Annotated in this window: 14 protein-coding genes; 6 read left to right on the forward strand and 8 right to left on the reverse strand. The window is 66.6% G+C overall.

Annotated features, from left to right (window positions below):
• The first annotated feature begins 31 nt into the window (after window positions 1-31).
• The gene (locus H516_RS0107495) at window positions 32-997 is read left to right on the forward strand and encodes a D-alanine--D-alanine ligase family protein (protein WP_022889107.1); all 966 of its coding nucleotides are present in this window, start codon (window positions 32-34) and stop codon (window positions 995-997) included.
• Window positions 998-1,119: 122 nt separating this feature from the next.
• Here the strand turns inward: H516_RS0107495 and H516_RS0107500 are convergent, their stop codons facing one another.
• From H516_RS0107500 to rpmH, 8 genes are all read right to left on the reverse strand, one after another.
• Window positions 1,120-2,106 carry a ParB/RepB/Spo0J family partition protein gene (locus H516_RS0107500; RefSeq protein WP_022889108.1) on the reverse strand — a complete coding sequence of 329 codons (987 nt, stop codon included), beginning with the start codon at window positions 2,104-2,106 and terminating at the stop codon, window positions 1,120-1,122.
• Window positions 2,106-3,065 (reverse strand): ParA family protein, encoded by a 960-nt coding sequence (locus tag H516_RS0107505; protein WP_084620531.1) that lies wholly within the window; start codon window positions 3,063-3,065, stop codon window positions 2,106-2,108. Before H516_RS0107505 ends, H516_RS0107500 begins: the two co-directional genes overlap by 1 nt.
• A gap of 1,829 nt (window positions 3,066-4,894) precedes the next feature.
• Complete coding sequence (rsmG, locus tag H516_RS0107510; protein ID WP_022889110.1) at window positions 4,895-5,530, reverse strand: 16S rRNA (guanine(527)-N(7))-methyltransferase RsmG; 636 nt, start codon at window positions 5,528-5,530, stop codon at window positions 4,895-4,897.
• 16 nt (window positions 5,531-5,546) lie between these two features.
• A complete protein-coding gene (locus H516_RS0107515) occupies window positions 5,547-6,044 on the reverse strand; it encodes a Jag family protein (protein WP_425393476.1) in 498 nt (165 codons plus the stop codon).
• 2 nt (window positions 6,045-6,046) lie between these two features.
• Entirely contained in the window at window positions 6,047-7,015 is a 969-nt protein-coding gene (gene yidC / locus H516_RS0107520; RefSeq protein ID WP_022889112.1) for a membrane protein insertase YidC, read from the reverse strand.
• A gap of 9 nt (window positions 7,016-7,024) precedes the next feature.
• On the reverse strand, window positions 7,025-7,474 hold the full coding sequence (yidD, locus tag H516_RS22875; RefSeq protein ID WP_022889113.1) for a membrane protein insertion efficiency factor YidD: 450 nt from the start codon (window positions 7,472-7,474) through the stop codon (window positions 7,025-7,027).
• Window position 7,475: 1 nt separating this feature from the next.
• Window positions 7,476-7,832, reverse strand: coding sequence for a ribonuclease P protein component (gene rnpA / locus H516_RS0107530; RefSeq protein ID WP_022889114.1), 357 nt, complete (start codon window positions 7,830-7,832; stop codon window positions 7,476-7,478).
• A 7-nt stretch (window positions 7,833-7,839) separates the two neighbouring features.
• Window positions 7,840-7,977 (reverse strand): 50S ribosomal protein L34, encoded by a 138-nt coding sequence (rpmH, locus tag H516_RS0107535; protein WP_022889115.1) that lies wholly within the window; start codon window positions 7,975-7,977, stop codon window positions 7,840-7,842.
• A 441-nt stretch (window positions 7,978-8,418) separates the two neighbouring features.
• Here rpmH and dnaA point away from each other — a divergent pair, with 441 nt between their 5' ends.
• The 5 genes from dnaA to gyrB all read left to right on the forward strand — a co-directional run bounded on the left by dnaA (window position 8,419) and on the right by gyrB (window position 15,609).
• Complete coding sequence (dnaA, locus tag H516_RS0107540) at window positions 8,419-9,840, forward strand: chromosomal replication initiator protein DnaA (RefSeq protein ID WP_022889116.1); 1,422 nt, start codon at window positions 8,419-8,421, stop codon at window positions 9,838-9,840.
• Between the two features lie 532 nt (window positions 9,841-10,372).
• Window positions 10,373-11,524, forward strand: coding sequence for a DNA polymerase III subunit beta (gene dnaN, locus H516_RS0107545; protein ID WP_022889117.1), 1,152 nt, complete (start codon window positions 10,373-10,375; stop codon window positions 11,522-11,524).
• Window positions 11,525-11,747: 223 nt separating this feature from the next.
• Window positions 11,748-12,986, forward strand: coding sequence for a DNA replication/repair protein RecF (recF, locus tag H516_RS18995; RefSeq protein ID WP_051138744.1), 1,239 nt, complete (start codon window positions 11,748-11,750; stop codon window positions 12,984-12,986).
• Window positions 12,979-13,470, forward strand: a complete 492-nt coding sequence (locus H516_RS0107555; protein ID WP_022889119.1) for a DciA family protein — start codon at window positions 12,979-12,981, stop codon at window positions 13,468-13,470. Before recF ends, H516_RS0107555 begins: the two co-directional genes overlap by 8 nt.
• Before the next feature lie 123 nt (window positions 13,471-13,593).
• Window positions 13,594-15,609, forward strand: a complete 2,016-nt coding sequence (gene gyrB / locus H516_RS0107560) for a DNA topoisomerase (ATP-hydrolyzing) subunit B (RefSeq protein ID WP_022889120.1) — start codon at window positions 13,594-13,596, stop codon at window positions 15,607-15,609.

A 15,609-nucleotide genomic window follows, 5' to 3' on the forward strand; every position in this document is an offset into this window, starting at 1 on the left:
TTCAACCTCGCCGAGCGGAGAATCCCTGATCATGAGCGAATCCAACGGATTGCACGTCGTCGTTCTCGCGGGCGGCATCTCCCACGAGCGGGATGTCTCGCTGCGCTCCGGTCGTCGCGTCGCCGACGCCCTGGCCGCGGCCGGCCACCGAGTGACGCTGCGCGATCCCGATGCCGGGCTCCTGCCGTTCCTCGCGAGCGAACGACCTGATGTGGTGTTCCCGGCGCTGCACGGTTCGAGCGGCGAGGACGGCTCGCTCCTCGACCTGCTCGACGCGCTCGGCGTCGCGACCGTCGGCTCCTCAGGCCGGGCCGCGCGGCGCGCCTGGTCGAAGCCTGTCGCGAGCTCGCTCCTCGCCGAGGCCGGCGTCGCGGTCCCCGAGTCCATCGTCCTGTCGCACGAGGCCTTCCGCGAACTCGGCGCCGCGAGCGTGCTGCGCGTCGTGCGCGAGAAGCTCGACGGCGAACTCGTCGTGAAGCCGGCATCCGGCGGTTCGGCGCAGGGGGTCACGATCGTCGAGACCACCGACGAGCTTCCCCGAGCGATGGTCGAGGCCTTCACCTACGCCGACGTCGCCGTCGTCGAACGACGCGTCGTCGGCACCGAGATCGCCGTGACGGTGATCGACACCGGCGACGGCCCGACCACGCTGCCCGCCGTCGAGATCGAGCCGACGACCGGCATCTATGGATTCCAGGCCCGCTACAACGCGGGGGAGACCACCTTCTACGCCCCGTCACGTCTCGCCGACGCCGAACTCGCTGCCGTCACCGATGCAGCGATCGTCGCGCACCGCGTCCTCGGTCTTCGCGATCTGTCGCGTATCGATTTCATCGTGGATGCCTCGGGCACCCCGTGGTTCCTGGAGGCGAATGTCCTGCCGGGCCTCACCGAGACCTCGCTCGTTCCACTCGCGATCGAGGCCTCCGGATCGGACGCAGCCGCGATCTACGGAGAGATCGTCCGCGCGGCCCACGCTCGTTCAGTCTCGGCGTGATCCGAGGAGTGAGCTGACCGACGAGAACGGGGGTGGCCGCGGCCACCCCCGTTCTCGCGTTTCTGCGCGCCCCGAATCGACGATTTCAGTTCGTCAGGAGCGATTCTGCGACGGAATCCAGATCAGACTCCGTCGAGCTCCTCGCCGAGTTCACCGAGGATGCGACGGAGGTCCTGCACGGTAGCGAAATCGATGCTGATCTGGCCTTTTCTGGCGCCGAGCGCGATCTTGACGCGGGTATTGAGGCGGTCACCGAGCCGCGTCGCCAGATCATCGAGAAAGTCCTGACGCCTGCCTGCCGACGGCTTGACGCGCGACGGCTTCGGCTCCTTGGTGGCGATCGACTCGGCAGCGCGAACCGAGAGTTCTTCGTTCACGATCTTGTCGGCGAAGCGCTGCATCTCTTCGCTGTCACCGCCGACGGAGAGGATCGCCCGGGCGTGACCCGCAGTCAGCACCCCGGCGGCGACGCGAAGCTGCACGGGTTCGGGCAGCCTCAGGAGCCGGAGCGTGTTCGAGATCTGCGGGCGAGAACGACCGATGCGGTTCGCAAGCTCCTCCTGCGTGATGCCGAAGTCGGAGAGCAGCTGCTGGTAGGCCGAGGCTTCTTCGAGCGGGTTGAGCTGCGAACGGTGGAGATTCTCGAGGAGCGCATCGCGCAGCATGTCCTCGTTCGCAGTGTCCTTGACCACCGCCGGGATCGTGTCGAGGCCGGCGGCCTTCGTCGCACGGAGCCGCCGCTCGCCCATGACGAGCTCGTACTTGCCCGCCTGATCGGGATGCGGTCGAACGACGATCGGCTGAAGCACCCCGAACTCGCGGACGCTGTGGACGAGCTCGGCGAGATCTTCGGGGTCGAACACGCTTCGCGGCTGCATCGCATTCGGCACGATGTCGCTCGGGTCGAGGCGCGCGAGACGCGCACCTGGCACCGCGATGAGGCCTTCGGTCTCGGCAGCCTGCTCGACGACCGCGACCGCGACGGGGGAGGCGGCGGTGTCCGAGTCGGGGAAGAAGACGTCGACCGGGCGACTCGCCCTCGTGGCGTCCTCTCCACTCGGAATCAGTGCACCGATGCCACGTCCGAGTCCGGTTCGCTTGCTTGCCATCAGTTCGACTCCTCAGGGGTTGCCGCGCCACGACGGGCGATCTCGGCGGCGGCTTCTCGGTATGACAGCGATCCGCTCGACGCGAAGTCGTAACTGATCACGCTCTGGCCGTAGCTCGGCGCTTCGGAAACGCGCACCGATCGCGGAATGATCGTCTGCAGCGTCTGGATGGGGAAGTGATCGCGCACTTCTTGCGCCACTTGCTGTGCGAGGTTGGTACGCGAGTCGTACATCGTCAGCAGGATCGTGGAGAGACGGAGCTCGGGGTTGAGGTGCTTCTCGATCAGCTCGATGTTGCTGAGGAGCTGCGAGAGGCCTTCGAGCGCGTAGTACTCGCACTGGATCGGGATGAGCACCTCACGGGCCGCGACGAACGCGTTGATCGTCAGCAGGCCGAGCGAGGGCGGGCAATCGATGAAGACGTAGTCGTAGGCGCGGTCCATCGTGGCGAGATGCCGGTCGAGAGCACGCCGTAGCCGCTGCTCGCGCGCCACGAGTGAGACGAGTTCGATCTCTGCGCCGGCCAGATGGATGGTCGCCGGCACACAGTCGAGCCGTTCGTGCTCGGTCGACGGCCGGATGACTTCGGTGAGCGGGAGATCGGCGACGAGCACCTCGTACACGCTCTTCTGCTCGGAACGGTGGTCGACGCCGAGCGCCGTCGAGGCGTTGCCCTGCGGGTCGAGGTCGATCACGAGGACCTTCGCACCGGAACGCGCGAGAGCCGCCGCCAGATTCACGGCGGTGGTCGTCTTGCCGACGCCGCCCTTCTGGTTCGAGATGGTCAGCACCCGGGTCGCCGGCGGCAGCGGCAGCACTGATTCCTCGAGTGCGACGCGCCGACGCGTCTCGTCGGCAAGTTCGTAAGCCAGGGGAGTTCCTCCGTGATCGAGTGATGTTTCACGTGAAACATCGGGGGTTGCGGTCGGCGGGGCGACAACGGCTTCCGCCGGCTGCATGGTGATCTGTTCCGGCGAAGCCGGAGAAGTTTCTGCGTGCGGGGCGGCCTCGGTCTGCACTTCGCCTACCACCGGACCCCCGCGGTGGCCGTCGCTCTGGCCGTCGTTCTCAGTGATGACGGGGGTGCTTTCACCGTGAGCCTCAGCCGTGGGTGAAGGCGACTCGACAGGCGCGTGCACCGCAACCGGCGCGGTCTGCAGGGCCGTGGCCGTGTCGACTGCGGCGTCGCCGACGATCTCGCGGATGAGGTCTTCGAGCAGCCGGTCGGCCCCGAGTGCGTGTTCGACGGCGAGCGGTGTCGACTCGCTCTCCACCGGGTCGTCCGCCAGGGCCGCCGCCGTCGCAGCATCCCAGTCGATGCCCGAAGAAGATGCCTGGGGCGATCGGCCCGGCTGTTCGAGCTCGTCGGAGGCGCGTACCTCAGACGCGAACTCTGCGGAACCCAGCTCTACGGAAGCGAGCTCGTCGGAAGCGATCGGTTCCTGAATCGACGCCCTGTTCATGTCGACTGCGGCGGCTGCGCTCGGAACCAGGTCTCGGGCGTCGACAGACCCCTGCTGCACCGTCGGCTGCGAGTTGCCCGACGGCCCCGCGATGCCGTTCGCGTCTTCGACTGGGGCGACGGTCTGGTGGGGGCGTTTGCGATGAAACCATCCACGTCCCCCGCCAGGTGTCATACCCTCTGCTCCAAACCGATGATGCGTCGTCGCCCCGGTTCGCGGGGTCGACCCGAGAGACAAGCCTAACCGCCGCGACCGACTCACGCGGGTCGAAAGGCCCGCGAAACGACGATCCGAATCACCAATTCGGCCGCCGCTGGGGATGCCGAACGGAGTCGCTCACGACGACGGCGTGGAGTTGCGATGTTTCACGTGAAACATCGTGACGCAGTGGGCGAACTGGGCCGACGATTGCGAGGACATCCCGAATGGCGCCTCTGCCCGCCCGCACGAGGTGAAGAGCGGGTGAGCGCGCGCCAACCAGCACTGTCGGCGACGGCCGCTCACGGCAGTGCGTTTCACGTGAAACGCACCCCGCTCGCATGCCCCCGACGTACGAGAACGGTGCAACGCGACGGGACGGGACGGGACGGGAACATACTTACCAGGGGACTCTCCACGGGGAGGGTGCGTGTCTGTTCGATACAGATTCCACATCGATGGGGGAGCGGTCGACGGGCCGCGGCAGGCAACCAGCCCTGCCCGTCCGGGCAGGGCTCGCGCCGCTTCACGTGAAACATCCTGCTGAAGGTCGGCTCGTCGGCCAACCGGCGGTCGCTTGCCCGTCGCACCGTCATCCAGGTCGGCCACGTCGAGGTCGGCGAACCAACCATCGTCTGACCCGACGCCCCGACGACGCTGCCCAGTGCACCCGCTTCGGCCACACGTCTCGTCCATTCGCGGACCGTGAATCTGGTTGACTTGGCACGGGGATATTCAGGAATGCGCGCGTCGGATGTCGAAGTACTGACGGACTTCCTCCGGTCGGTCGACCCGGCGCTGAGCCGACTGGACGCACCCGGTATCCGGCTGTGGCTCGAACGCGACACGCACGGTGCGATTGTCGGGAGCACTGGCTACGAGCTCAGCTCAAACGGTCAGCACGCGCGATTCGGAGCGTCGCCGTGAGTCCCGGGCAACGTCCTCGCGGGAGGAGCAGTGCCCTGGCGGTCTTCGCCCTCGATCGCGCCGCGGAGGACGGCGCACCGACCGCGTGGTTGTTCAGCCGCCGATCATGGCAGAGCGCAGAGGGCCGTTTCACGTGAAACCTTGGGCGCGGCCGGCATGCTGACCTCGGCACAGCGGCGGTCAGCCCCGCACGGCGCCGGTCAATCGACCTTCGCGCGGAAGACCCGGGTCAGTTCGGAATCGGGAACGATTCCCTCACCGAGCACGATGACCTCGACGTCGCTCAGCTTGTACTTGCGGATGACCTTCTCGGCCGCTCCGACCTCGCCGTCGACGCCGGCGCCCTTCATGAGCACGAGTTCGCCACCCGCGCGCAGCAGGGGAGCGGTCACCGGAATCAGCGTGCGCAGCGCGCTCACGGCCCGAGCGGTCACCTGGTCGAGCGAGTCGCCGAGCTTCGACTCCTCGGCGCGAGCGCGAACGACGCTGACATTCGCAAGCTCGAGTTCCGCGGCCTGACGCTCGAGCCAGGCGACTCGGCGTTCCATCGGCTCGATGAGCGTGAATACGACATCGGGCCGCATGATCGCGAGTACCAGCCCCGGAAGCCCCGCGCCTGAGCCGACGTCGCCGACTCGTCCAGGACGAAGGAGCGGGGCGACGAGCGCACTGTTCAGTACATGCCGAGTCCACAGCCTCGGCAATTCGAGCGGACCGATGAGTCCGAGCTCCTCACCGTGACGCGCGAGCGCCATGGTGAACGCGCGTCCCTGCTCGAGATGCGCACCGAAGAGTTCCGCAGCCGCGGCGGGTTCGGCTTCGAGTCCGTCGATCATCGTTCCGTGCGAGACGTCAGGCGCCGCGGGTGATGACGGTGTGCCGATCGGCGCCTTCGCCGCGCGATTCCGAGTGGAGGCCCTGCTCAGCGACGAGGTCGTGCACGAGCTTGCGCTCGTACGACGACATCGGAGGCAGCGAAGCCTCGGCTGCGCCCGCCTCGATCCGCTCGGACGCGCGGGTCACGAGGGATGCGAGCTCATCGCGACGTGCGTCGCGCGAGCCGCCGATATCGAGGATCAAGCGGGAGAACGCGCCGGTCTTCGTCTGCACGGCAAGACGGGTGAGTTCCTGGAGCGCGCTCACGGTGTCGGGCTTCGAGAGGAGGTTCAGGTTCGCACCGGCGCCGGCGTTCACCGAGATGTAGGCCCGCCCGTTGCGCGCATCGATGTCGATGTCGCCGTCGAGATCGGTGATGTCGAGCAGTTCCTCGATGTAGTCCGCGGCGATGTCGCCCTCTTCTTCGAGCTGCGAGGTCGAGCGCTCGGCTGCGTCGTGCTGCACGTCGGTCATGGTCATTTCCCCTGCTTCTTGGCGCGCGACTTGCCCATGGGCTGCTGACGCTGAGTCTTCTTGGTCTCTTCGACGACGATCGTCGTGCCCTCGGCCTTGTCTTCGATGACGAGCTTGCCCTTCTTCGCGAGGCGCGCCTCACGGGCCTTCGCGGCATCGCTGCCGGGCGTCGGCATGTTGCGGATCACCACGAACTGCTGGCCCATCGTCCAGAAGTTCGAGACGAGCCAGTAGAACATGACGCCGAGCGGGAAGGCGACACCCGAGAACGCGAAGACGAGGGGGAGCAGGTACAGCAGGATGCGCTGCTGACGGAACATGGGGCTCGCCTTGGTTTCGGGCGACATGTTCTTGGAGACGATCTGGAGCTGCGTGATGAACTGCGAGGCGGTCATCAGGACGATCATCGTGAGCGCGATGAGCATGACGTTGAGGCTGAAGACATCGCCGGCGACCATGAGGTTCCACTCGCCGATGAACGTCGCCTTCAGCGGGGCACCGAGGAACTCGGCGTTCGCGAACGAATTCGCCAGTTCCTGCGTGAACACGCCCACGCCGGCCTTGTCGTGCTGCGCGTCGTTGAGCACGGAGAAGAGTCCGAAGAAGATCGGCATCTGCAGCAGCAGGGGGAGGCACGAGGAGAGCGGGTTGGTGCCAGTCTTCTTGTAGAGCTCCATCGTCTCGCGCGACATGGCCTCGCGCGAGTACTGATCCTTCTTGCCCTTGTACTTGTCCTGGATCTTCTTGAGCTGCGGAGCCACCTCGAGCATGCGGCGCTGGCTCTTGATCTGCCGGACGAAGATCGGGATGAGCGCGGCACGAACGACGATCACCAGACCGACGATCGAGAGGACCCAGGTGACACCCCCGTCGGGATCCATGCCGATGAAGGTCCACAGCGAGTGGAACGCGACGAGGATCAGCTCGATGACCCATTTGATGGGCCAGAGAATCAGGCTGATGATGTCCATTTGGCGGTGTCAGTCCTTCCGGGACATGGTGGGGGAGACGGTGACGATCGCCGCATCGTTGCGGGTCGAAGACTGAGCAGGGGCGAGACCGGATGCCGCGTGGTGGACGTGACCGTGGGAGTGCGCGTGCGGCGCGGACCCCGAGGCATCCGCGTGACCTGAACCTGCCGGCACAACCCAGCCGAATGGGGTCACCCGGTAGCGATCGTGGCGGGCGACGCGCACCTCGTCGATGCCGCCGGACGACCATGGATTGCAGCGGAGGATCCGCCATGCGGTGAGGGCCGAGCCCAGGAGCAGGCCTCGCTGCTGCACGGAGCCCAGTCCGTAGGCGGAGCAGGAGGGGTAGTAGCGACAGACGTCGCCGTACAGGGGGGAGATCAACGCGCGGTAGCCGCGGATCAGCAGGACCCCGGCGTTCCGGGGAATGAGCGAGACGAAGAGCAGGGCATCACGCATGTCATCCGCCCTTCACCCGGTCTTGGACACGGCGATCCGAGACGGCGCCGATCACGTCGGAGCGGAGTGCCGTCCAGTCGGCGGCCGCTGCAGACGGCAATGCTCGCACGACGATGTCGACTCCGGTGAAGCCGTCGCCGAGCACCTCGTGGCACGCGGCCTTGAGCCGGCGACGGACGAGATTGCGACGAACGGCCCCGCCGACCTTCTTCGAGACGATGAAGCCGAAGCGCGCGTCGGTGCCCGACTCCCGTGAGCGCACATAGCTCACGGTGTGGGCACCGGCGACCTTCGCACCGCGGCGCACGATGACTCGGTAGTCGTCGGCGTTCGTGACGCGATTGGCTTTGGCGAGCACCGAGAAGTTACGCGGAGAGTTCGGTGCGGCCCTTGGCGCGACGTGCCGACAGGATGGCACGGCCCGCGCGGGTGCGCATGCGAAGGCGGAAGCCGTGCTTCTTGGCACGACGACGGTTGTTCGGCTGGAACGTACGCTTGCTCATTCTTCTTCTCCGGCTGGTCGAATCTCCTCGCCGGGAAGTGGCTGCGACAGGTGGTGCAGCTCGGCGGCGGGAAAACTGGGTGCCCGAAAGGGCTGGGTCAACTGATTAAAACTACGGCCTCGCTCGCGTTCGGTCAAACCGAGACGTTGAGATCGGGATGCAGATCGAACCCGACAGTATCCCGTGAACCTCGATATCACCTGTGGAACGACACGCCGAGGTGATCGAATCCTCGAATCGGCATTTGTCGGCGGGCCCTTCCTCGGATAGCGTTTGACACCAGTTATCCCCAGCTTCGTGCGCGGAAACACGGGCAAGTCCCCGAATCTCCCCACAGGGGGTGGATAACACTGTGAACACTCGCCTCGCGCCGCTTGCTTTTCGTCGATGGGGGATCGATGAGCGGCACACGAGACCACCAGAACCTGATTGCGGGGAACGATGACAGAACAGCCCATTTCCGACACGTGGGCGACGATCCTCGATCGACTGTCAGACGACGACGCGATCACCCCGATGCTCCAAGGGTTCCTGAACCTGGTCGAGCCGAAGGGCATCGCCGCAGGCACCTTCTACCTCGAGGTGCCGAACGACTTCACCGCCAGCATGCTGAACCAGCGCATGCGAGTCTCGCTCCTCTCCGCGATGAGCACCGTGGAGGCGCCTTCGCCCGTCACCTCCTTCTACGTCGTGGTGAACCCCGAGCTCGAGGAGACAGCGCGTGCTGCCGAGGTTCAGGCCGGATACGGCAACGAGCCCGACCCCGTCGAACTGCCGGCCTCCCCGCAGTCGGTCTTCGAGAACACGAGTCCGGTCTCCTCGCGCGACACGCGGCTGAACCCGAAGTACGCGTTCGAGAGTTTCGTCATCGGGCAGTCGAACCGGTTCGCCCATGCGGCCGCGGTCGCCGTGGCCGAGGCGCCGGCGAAGGCCTACAACCCGCTCTTCATCTACGGCGACTCGGGGCTCGGCAAGACCCACCTCCTCCACGCCATCGGCCACTACGCGATGAGCCTGTATCCCGGTATCCGCGTGCGGTACGTCTCGTCCGAGGAGTTCACGAACGACTTCATCAACTCGATCGCGAACAACCGCGGCTCGCTCTTCCAGCAGCGCTATCGCAACATCGACATCCTGCTGATCGACGACATCCAGTTCCTGCAGGGCAAAGCGGAGACGCAGGAGGCGTTCTTCCACACCTTCAACACGCTGCACGACCACAACAAACAGGTCGTGATCACCTCGGATGTCCCGCCGAAGCACCTCACCGGCTTCGAGGACCGCATGCGCAGCCGGTTCGAGTGGGGCCTCATCACCGACGTCCAGGCCCCCGACCTCGAGACCCGCATCGCGATCCTCCGCAAGAAGGCGCAGTCCGAGCGACTCCAGGTGCCCGACGACATCCTCGAATACATGGCGTCGAAGGTGTCGTCGAACATCCGCGAACTCGAGGGCACGCTCATCCGGGTGACCGCGTTCGCGAGCCTCAACCGCACGCCCGTCGACATGCCGCTCGTGCAGACGGTGCTGAAAGACCTCATCACCGACGACTCCGACAACGTGGTGGCGCCGGTCGACATCATCACGGCGACGGCCGACTACTTCAAGCTCACCGTCGACGACCTCTACGGCTCGAGCCGTTCGCAGGCCGTGGCGACGGCGCGTCAGATCGCGATGTACCTCTGTCGCGAGCTCACGAACCTGTCGCTGCCGAAGATCGGGCAGCTGTTCGGCAACCGCGACCACACGACGGTGATGTACGCGAACAAGAAGATCTCGGAGCTCATGAAGGAGCGCCGATCGATCTACAACCAGGTCACCGAACTCACCGCTCGCATCAAGCAGACGACCCGCTACCGCTGAGTCGGGTCCGTGGGTTGAGGAGGGAGCGCAGCGACCGTCTCGAAACCCGTCCCGCCGCTACCTGGGGTTTCGAGACGCTCCTCCGTCGCTCCTCAACCCACCGAACGGCTTCTGCAGCGACCCTGCAGACCGATCTCAGCACGCTTCCCACAGTTGTGGAGAACCTGTGGATTGTTAACGAGCAACCGCCTGATGACTGTTGAGACGCACCGCCTGCCTGTGCAGAACGGTGTGATGCATTCGAGCCGACCCCGATGCGGCGCCGCTCGAATCCACACACCGTGCACAGATCTGATAGCCCGCGATCGGCGTCGTTCCGCGGGTCTCTGAACACCATCCACAGTTTCCACAACGGTTAACACCGTTAAGAGAGAGTTGATTAAGGGGTGATTCCCACAACCTCGTCGTCGGCGAGCGTCGAGCGAGGTCCATCCGAGCCGAAGCGATCGTTCGCGCAGGGGATTCTCCGACGCCGTCAACAGTCGTGCGGATAGCATGGGAGCCACCAAGCGACATCCACGACGGGAGAACCGTGAAGTTCCAGGTCAACCGCGACGTCTTCAGTGAGGCCGTGTCCTTCGCCGTGAAGCTGCTTCCGCAGCGCACGACGCTGCCGATCCTCTCCGGCGTCCTCATCAAGGCGACCGCCGATGGACTCGTGCTGTCCTCCTTCGACTACGAGGTCTCCTCGCAGACCGAGATCCAGGCCGACGTCGAGGAGCCCGGCACCGTGCTCGTCTCGGGTCGCCTCCTGGCCGAGATCGCGGGCCGGCTTCCGAACGCGCCCGTCCGTATCGCGACCGAAGAGAGCCGCATCTCGGTGAGCTGCGGCTCCGCGAGCTTCACGCTGCTCTCGATGCCGGTCGAGGAGTACCCGTCGATCCCCGAGATCGGCGAGCAGTCAGGGCTCGTGCCTGCGGAGGAGTTCGCGGCCGCGGTCGCGCAGGTCGCCGTGGCGGCCTCGCGCGACGACGTCACCCCGGTCATCACGGGCGTGCAGCTCGAGGTCCGCGAGAACAGCCTCGGCCTCGTCGCGACCGACCGCTACCGGGTCGCCGTGCGCGAGATCGACTGGGACGGCGGAAATGTCGCGGCCGGCGACGAGGCGATCACCGCGCTCGTTCCGGCGCGAACCCTGCAGGAGGTCGGCAAGACCCTCGGCAACGCGGGCAACATCTCGGTCGCGATCACGAGCCGCGACGATCGCGAGCTCATCGCCTTCAGCGCCGACAAGAAGACCGTCACGTCGCTGCTCATCAAGGGCAACTTCCCGCCCGTGCGCCGGCTCTTCCCCGAGACGGTCGACAACTACGCGGTCATGAACACCGCCGACCTCATCGAGGCGACGCGTCGTGTCGCGCTCGTCCTCGAGCGCGAGGCGGCGCTGCGCTACAGCTTCACGGCCGACGGACTGACCCTCGAGGCGATCGGGTCCGAGCAGGCCCAGGCATCCGAGTCGATCGACGCGATCCTGACCGGTGACGACACGGTCGTGTCGCTCAAGCCGCAGTTCCTCCTCGACGGGCTCGGTGCCGTGCACTCGGAGTTCGTGCGCATCTCGTTCACGAAGACCGAGAACCCGAACAAGCCCGGCCCCGTGCTCATCACGAGCCAGACCTCGCGCGAGCAGGCCGGCGCCGACAGCTACCGCTACCTGTTGCAGCCCAATCTGCTGCTCCGCTGACGCGGCCCGCGGCCCCGCCCCTGAGGCTCCGCGCGCCCCTTGGGTTTACAGGACATTTGGCGATTTACAGGTCGACTTCTCCCTGCGCTGTCCTGTAAACCCCGATTTGTCCTGTAAACCCCGGTGGGCAGGCGCGCGGCGAGGGGCGAGCAGGTGGGATGCCACGGGCGGTGTCAGCGCGCGACGGTAGCGTAGGCGTGGTCGAACGAGAGGAGCGGTGCCCGTGCACGTCGCCCGACTCTCGCTCACCGACTACCGCAACTACGAGCGCGCCGAGCTCGAGCTCGGCCCCGGTGCGACGGTGCTCGTCGGCCGAAACGGCCAGGGCAAAACCAACCTCGTCGAGTCGATCGGCTACCTCGCCACCCTCGGCTCGCACCGGGTCTCGGGCGACCAGGCGCTGATCAGGGCAGGGGCCGACGCGGCGATCGTCAGGGCCCTCCTGGCGCACGGCGACCGCGAACTGCTCGTCGAGCTGCAGCTGAACCGTCAGGGCGCGAATCGGGCGCAGCTGAACCGGTCGCCGGTGAAGACCCGCGAGCTGCCGCGCTACGCGCACAGTGTGCTGTTCGCCCCCGAAGATCTCGCGATCGTCCGCGGCGAACCCGGGGTCCGCCGCCGCATGCTCGACGAACTGCTCGTGCAGCGAGCCCCTCGCCTCGGCGGCGTGATGGCCGACTACGAGCGGGTGCTGAAGCAGCGGAACACCCTGCTGAAGAGCGCCCGTGCTCGCGGGCTCGCGGCCGAGAAGCTCACGACGCTCGACATCTGGGACGAGCGGCTGATCGCGCTCGGCTCCGAGCTCATCGACCAGCGACTCGCGCTCATCGCCGAACTCGGGGATCCCGTGGCGGCGGCCTACCGCTCGATCGTCGACGCCGATCACCGTCCCGAGCTCCGGGCTGTGCTCTCGATCGACGGCGGTGATGCCGACGGCGACGTCACGGAATTCGAGACGGCGCCTTCGTCGCCTCTTCAACCAGCCACGACGGCCGAACGCTTCGCCGCCGCACTCGGCGCGCTGCGCGGCAGGGAGCTCGAGCGGGGGGTCACCCTTGCGGGTCCGCACCGCGACGACGTGCTGCTCCTGCTCAACGGCCTCCCCGCGAAGGGGTACGCCAGCCACGGCGAGTCGTGGTCGTTCGCCCTCGCCCTGCGGCTCGCCTCGGCCGAACTCCTCCGCCGCGACTCGAGCACAGGCGACCCCGTGCTCGTCCTCGACGACGTCTTCGCCGAACTCGACCGGCTTCGCCGCGAGCGACTCGCGGGCGCGATCGCCGGTTTCGAGCAGGTGCTCGTGACGGCGGCCGTCCTCGAAGACGTGCCGGCGCCCCTCGTCGCGCGTATCGTGCACATCGAGTCGGGTCGCATCGTCGAAGCGACGCAGGCGAACGACCGCGACGTCGAATCCGGCGACGACGACGAGACATCCGAACGAGAAAGCGGCCAAGCCGATGGCTGAGGCATCCGAGGCGTCGCGGGTCTACCGGCACTTCCGTGAGATCTTCGGCGGCGAGCCGCGGCTCCGGGCCGGGCGAACGTCGAGGGTACGCACGCGCGACGACTCCGAGAACCAGCCGTTCACCCCGGGTCGCGACCCGAAGGCCCTCGGCGCCACGCTCGACGGACTGAGTGCGCAGCTCGGGTGGACCGGTCCGCTGTTGCAGCACGACGTGCTCGCCTCGTGGGCCGAGATCGTCGGCGACGACACGGCTCGGCACTCCGAGGCCATCGCGATCGAGGGCGGCGTGCTCCAGGTGCGCTGCGAGTCGACGGCCTGGGCGACCCAGCTCAGACTGATGCGCACCCGACTCGTCACCGAGATCATCACGAGGTACCCGGGGGCCGGGGTCGAGACCATCCGCTTCCAGGGGCCAGACGCCCCCACCTGGAAAAAGGGTCCCAGATCGGTTCCAGGGCGCGGTCCACGCGATACCTACGGCTGAGAAGGCCAAAACGGTCACTGAACCCGATTCATTGCGCGAGAGCGGCCTTTCACGGCCCCGTGACGCCGCCCGTTTGATAGGATCGAGAGTCGCCAGAACGACGGTTTGGAGCCCGATTCACCCATGACAGCGGAACCGACGAAGGCCCAGGGCGCGCCCGAATACGGTGCAGACGCGATCCAGGTTCTCGAGGGCCTCGAAGCGGTACGCAAGCGGCCCGGCATGTACATCGGCTCGACCGGGCCACGAGGACTCCACCACCTCGTCTACGAGATCGTCGACAACTCCGTCGACGAGGCGCTCGCGGGCTACGCGACCTCGATCGATGTGACGATCCTCGCCGACGGCGGTGTGCTCGTCGTCGACGACGGGCGTGGCATCCCGGTCGGCATCCACAAGACCGAGGGCCGCTCGACGGTCGAGGTCGTGCACACCGTGCTGCATGCCGGCGGCAAGTTCGGCGGCGGCGGGTACGCGGTCTCGGGCGGCCTGCACGGCGTCGGCGCCTCCGTCGTCAACGCGCTGTCGTCGCGCTTCGAGGTCGAGGTGCGCCGCGAGGGCCATGTCTGGCGCCAGGCGTACGAGATCGGCGTGCCGCTCGCTCCGCTGTCGAAAGACGAGGCGAGCGACCAGACCGGCACCACGACGACGTTCTGGGCGAGCCCCGACATCTTCGAGACGGTCGAGTACGACTACGAGACCCTCAGGGCGCGACTGCAGCAGATGGCGTTCCTCAACAAGGGGCTCCGCATCACGCTGACCGATCTCCGCCACGCGAGCGATCCGGCTGATCCGGCCGACGTCGAGAACGTGACGGACGCGCCGCTCGAGGGCCCGCGCACCGACACCTTCCACTACGAGCGCGGCCTCGTCGACTACGTCGAGTACATCAACCGCGCGAAGAAGTCCGAGGTCGTGAACGACGAGATCATCTCGTTCGAAACTGAAGACACCGAGCGCAAGATCGCGCTCGAGGTCGCGATGCAGTGGACGACCGCGTACACCGAATCGGTGCACACGTACGCGAACACGATCAACACGCACGAAGGCGGCACGCACGAAGAGGGTTTCCGTGCGGCGCTCACGACCCTCGTCAACAAGTACGCCCGCGACAAGAGCATCCTGAAGGAGAAGGACGACAACCTCTCGGGCGACGACGTCCGCGAGGGGCTCACCGCGGTCATCTCGGTGAAGCTCAGCGAGCCGCAGTTCGAGGGTCAGACGAAGACCAAGCTCGGCAACACCGAGGCGAAGTCGTTCGTGCAGAAGGTGACGGCCGACCAGCTCGGCGACTGGTTCGAGCGCAACCCGACCCAGGCCCGCGAGATCATCCGCAAGGCGATCCAGGCCGCGACCGCCCGCATCGCCGCGCGCAAGGCGCGAGAAGCGACCCGTCGCAAGGGCCTGCTCGAGTCGGGCGGCATGCCCGGCAAGCTGAAAGACTGCTCCTCGAAGGACCCGTCGCTCTCCGAGATCTTCATCGTCGAGGGCGACTCGGCCGGGGGTTCGGCCGTGCAGGGCCGAAACCCCGAGACGCAGGCGATCCTGCCGCTGCGCGGAAAGATCTTGAACGTCGAGAAGGCACGTCTCGACCGCGCACTCGGCAATGCCGAGGTGCAGGCGATGATCACGGCGTTCGGCGCCGGCATCGGCGAGGACTTCAACACCGAGAAGGCCAGGTACCACAAGATCGTGCTCATGGCCGACGCCGACGTCGACGGCCAGCACATCACGACGCTGCTGCTCACGCTGCTGTTCCGCTACATGCGTCCGCTCATCGAGCTGGGCTACGTGTACCTCGCGCAGCCGCCGCTCTACCGTCTGAAGTGGACGAACGCCGACCACGAGTACGTGTACTCCGACAAGGAGCGCGACGCGCTGCTCACCGCCGGCCTCGCGGCCGGCAAGCGCATCCCGAAGGACAACGGCGTGCAGCGCTACAAGGGCCTCGGTGAGATGAACCACCAGGAGTTGTGGGAGACCACGATGAACCCCGAGACCCGCACGCTGCTGCAGGTCACCATGGACGATGCGGCAGCCGCCGACGAGATCTTCTCGACCCTGATGGGCGAAGACGTCGAGAGCCGCCGCAACTTCATCCAGAAGAACGCGAAGGACGTGCGTTTCCTTGACATCTGA

This window comes from Agromyces italicus DSM 16388, from assembly GCF_000421545.1.
In the GTDB taxonomy this organism is placed as follows: domain Bacteria; phylum Actinomycetota; class Actinomycetes; order Actinomycetales; family Microbacteriaceae; genus Agromyces; species Agromyces italicus.

What these genes read in the sequence shown, in the direction of transcription:
- H516_RS0107495 (WP_022889107.1), top strand. Translation starts at nt 32, where the DNA reads ATGAGCGAATCCAACGGATTGCACGTCGTCGTTCTCGCGGGCGGCATC.
- dnaA (WP_022889116.1), top strand. Translation starts at nt 8,419, where the DNA reads ATGACAGAACAGCCCATTTCCGACACGTGGGCGACGATCCTCGATCGA.
- yidD (WP_022889113.1), bottom strand. Translation starts at nt 7,474, where the DNA reads ATGCGTGATGCCCTGCTCTTCGTCTCGCTCATTCCCCGGAACGCCGGG.
- H516_RS0107515 (WP_425393476.1), bottom strand. Translation starts at nt 6,044, where the DNA reads ATGACCGACGTGCAGCACGACGCAGCCGAGCGCTCGACCTCGCAGCTC.
- rpmH (WP_022889115.1), bottom strand. Translation starts at nt 7,977, where the DNA reads ATGAGCAAGCGTACGTTCCAGCCGAACAACCGTCGTCGTGCCAAGAAG.
- H516_RS0107555 (WP_022889119.1), top strand. Translation starts at nt 12,979, where the DNA reads ATGGCTGAGGCATCCGAGGCGTCGCGGGTCTACCGGCACTTCCGTGAG.
- H516_RS0107505 (WP_084620531.1), bottom strand. Translation starts at nt 3,065, where the DNA reads ATGCAGCCGGCGGAAGCCGTTGTCGCCCCGCCGACCGCAACCCCCGAT.
- rsmG (WP_022889110.1), bottom strand. Translation starts at nt 5,530, where the DNA reads ATGATCGACGGACTCGAAGCCGAACCCGCCGCGGCTGCGGAACTCTTC.
- gyrB (WP_022889120.1), top strand. Translation starts at nt 13,594, where the DNA reads ATGACAGCGGAACCGACGAAGGCCCAGGGCGCGCCCGAATACGGTGCA.
- H516_RS0107500 (WP_022889108.1), bottom strand. Translation starts at nt 2,106, where the DNA reads ATGGCAAGCAAGCGAACCGGACTCGGACGTGGCATCGGTGCACTGATT.
- yidC (WP_022889112.1), bottom strand. Translation starts at nt 7,015, where the DNA reads ATGGACATCATCAGCCTGATTCTCTGGCCCATCAAATGGGTCATCGAG.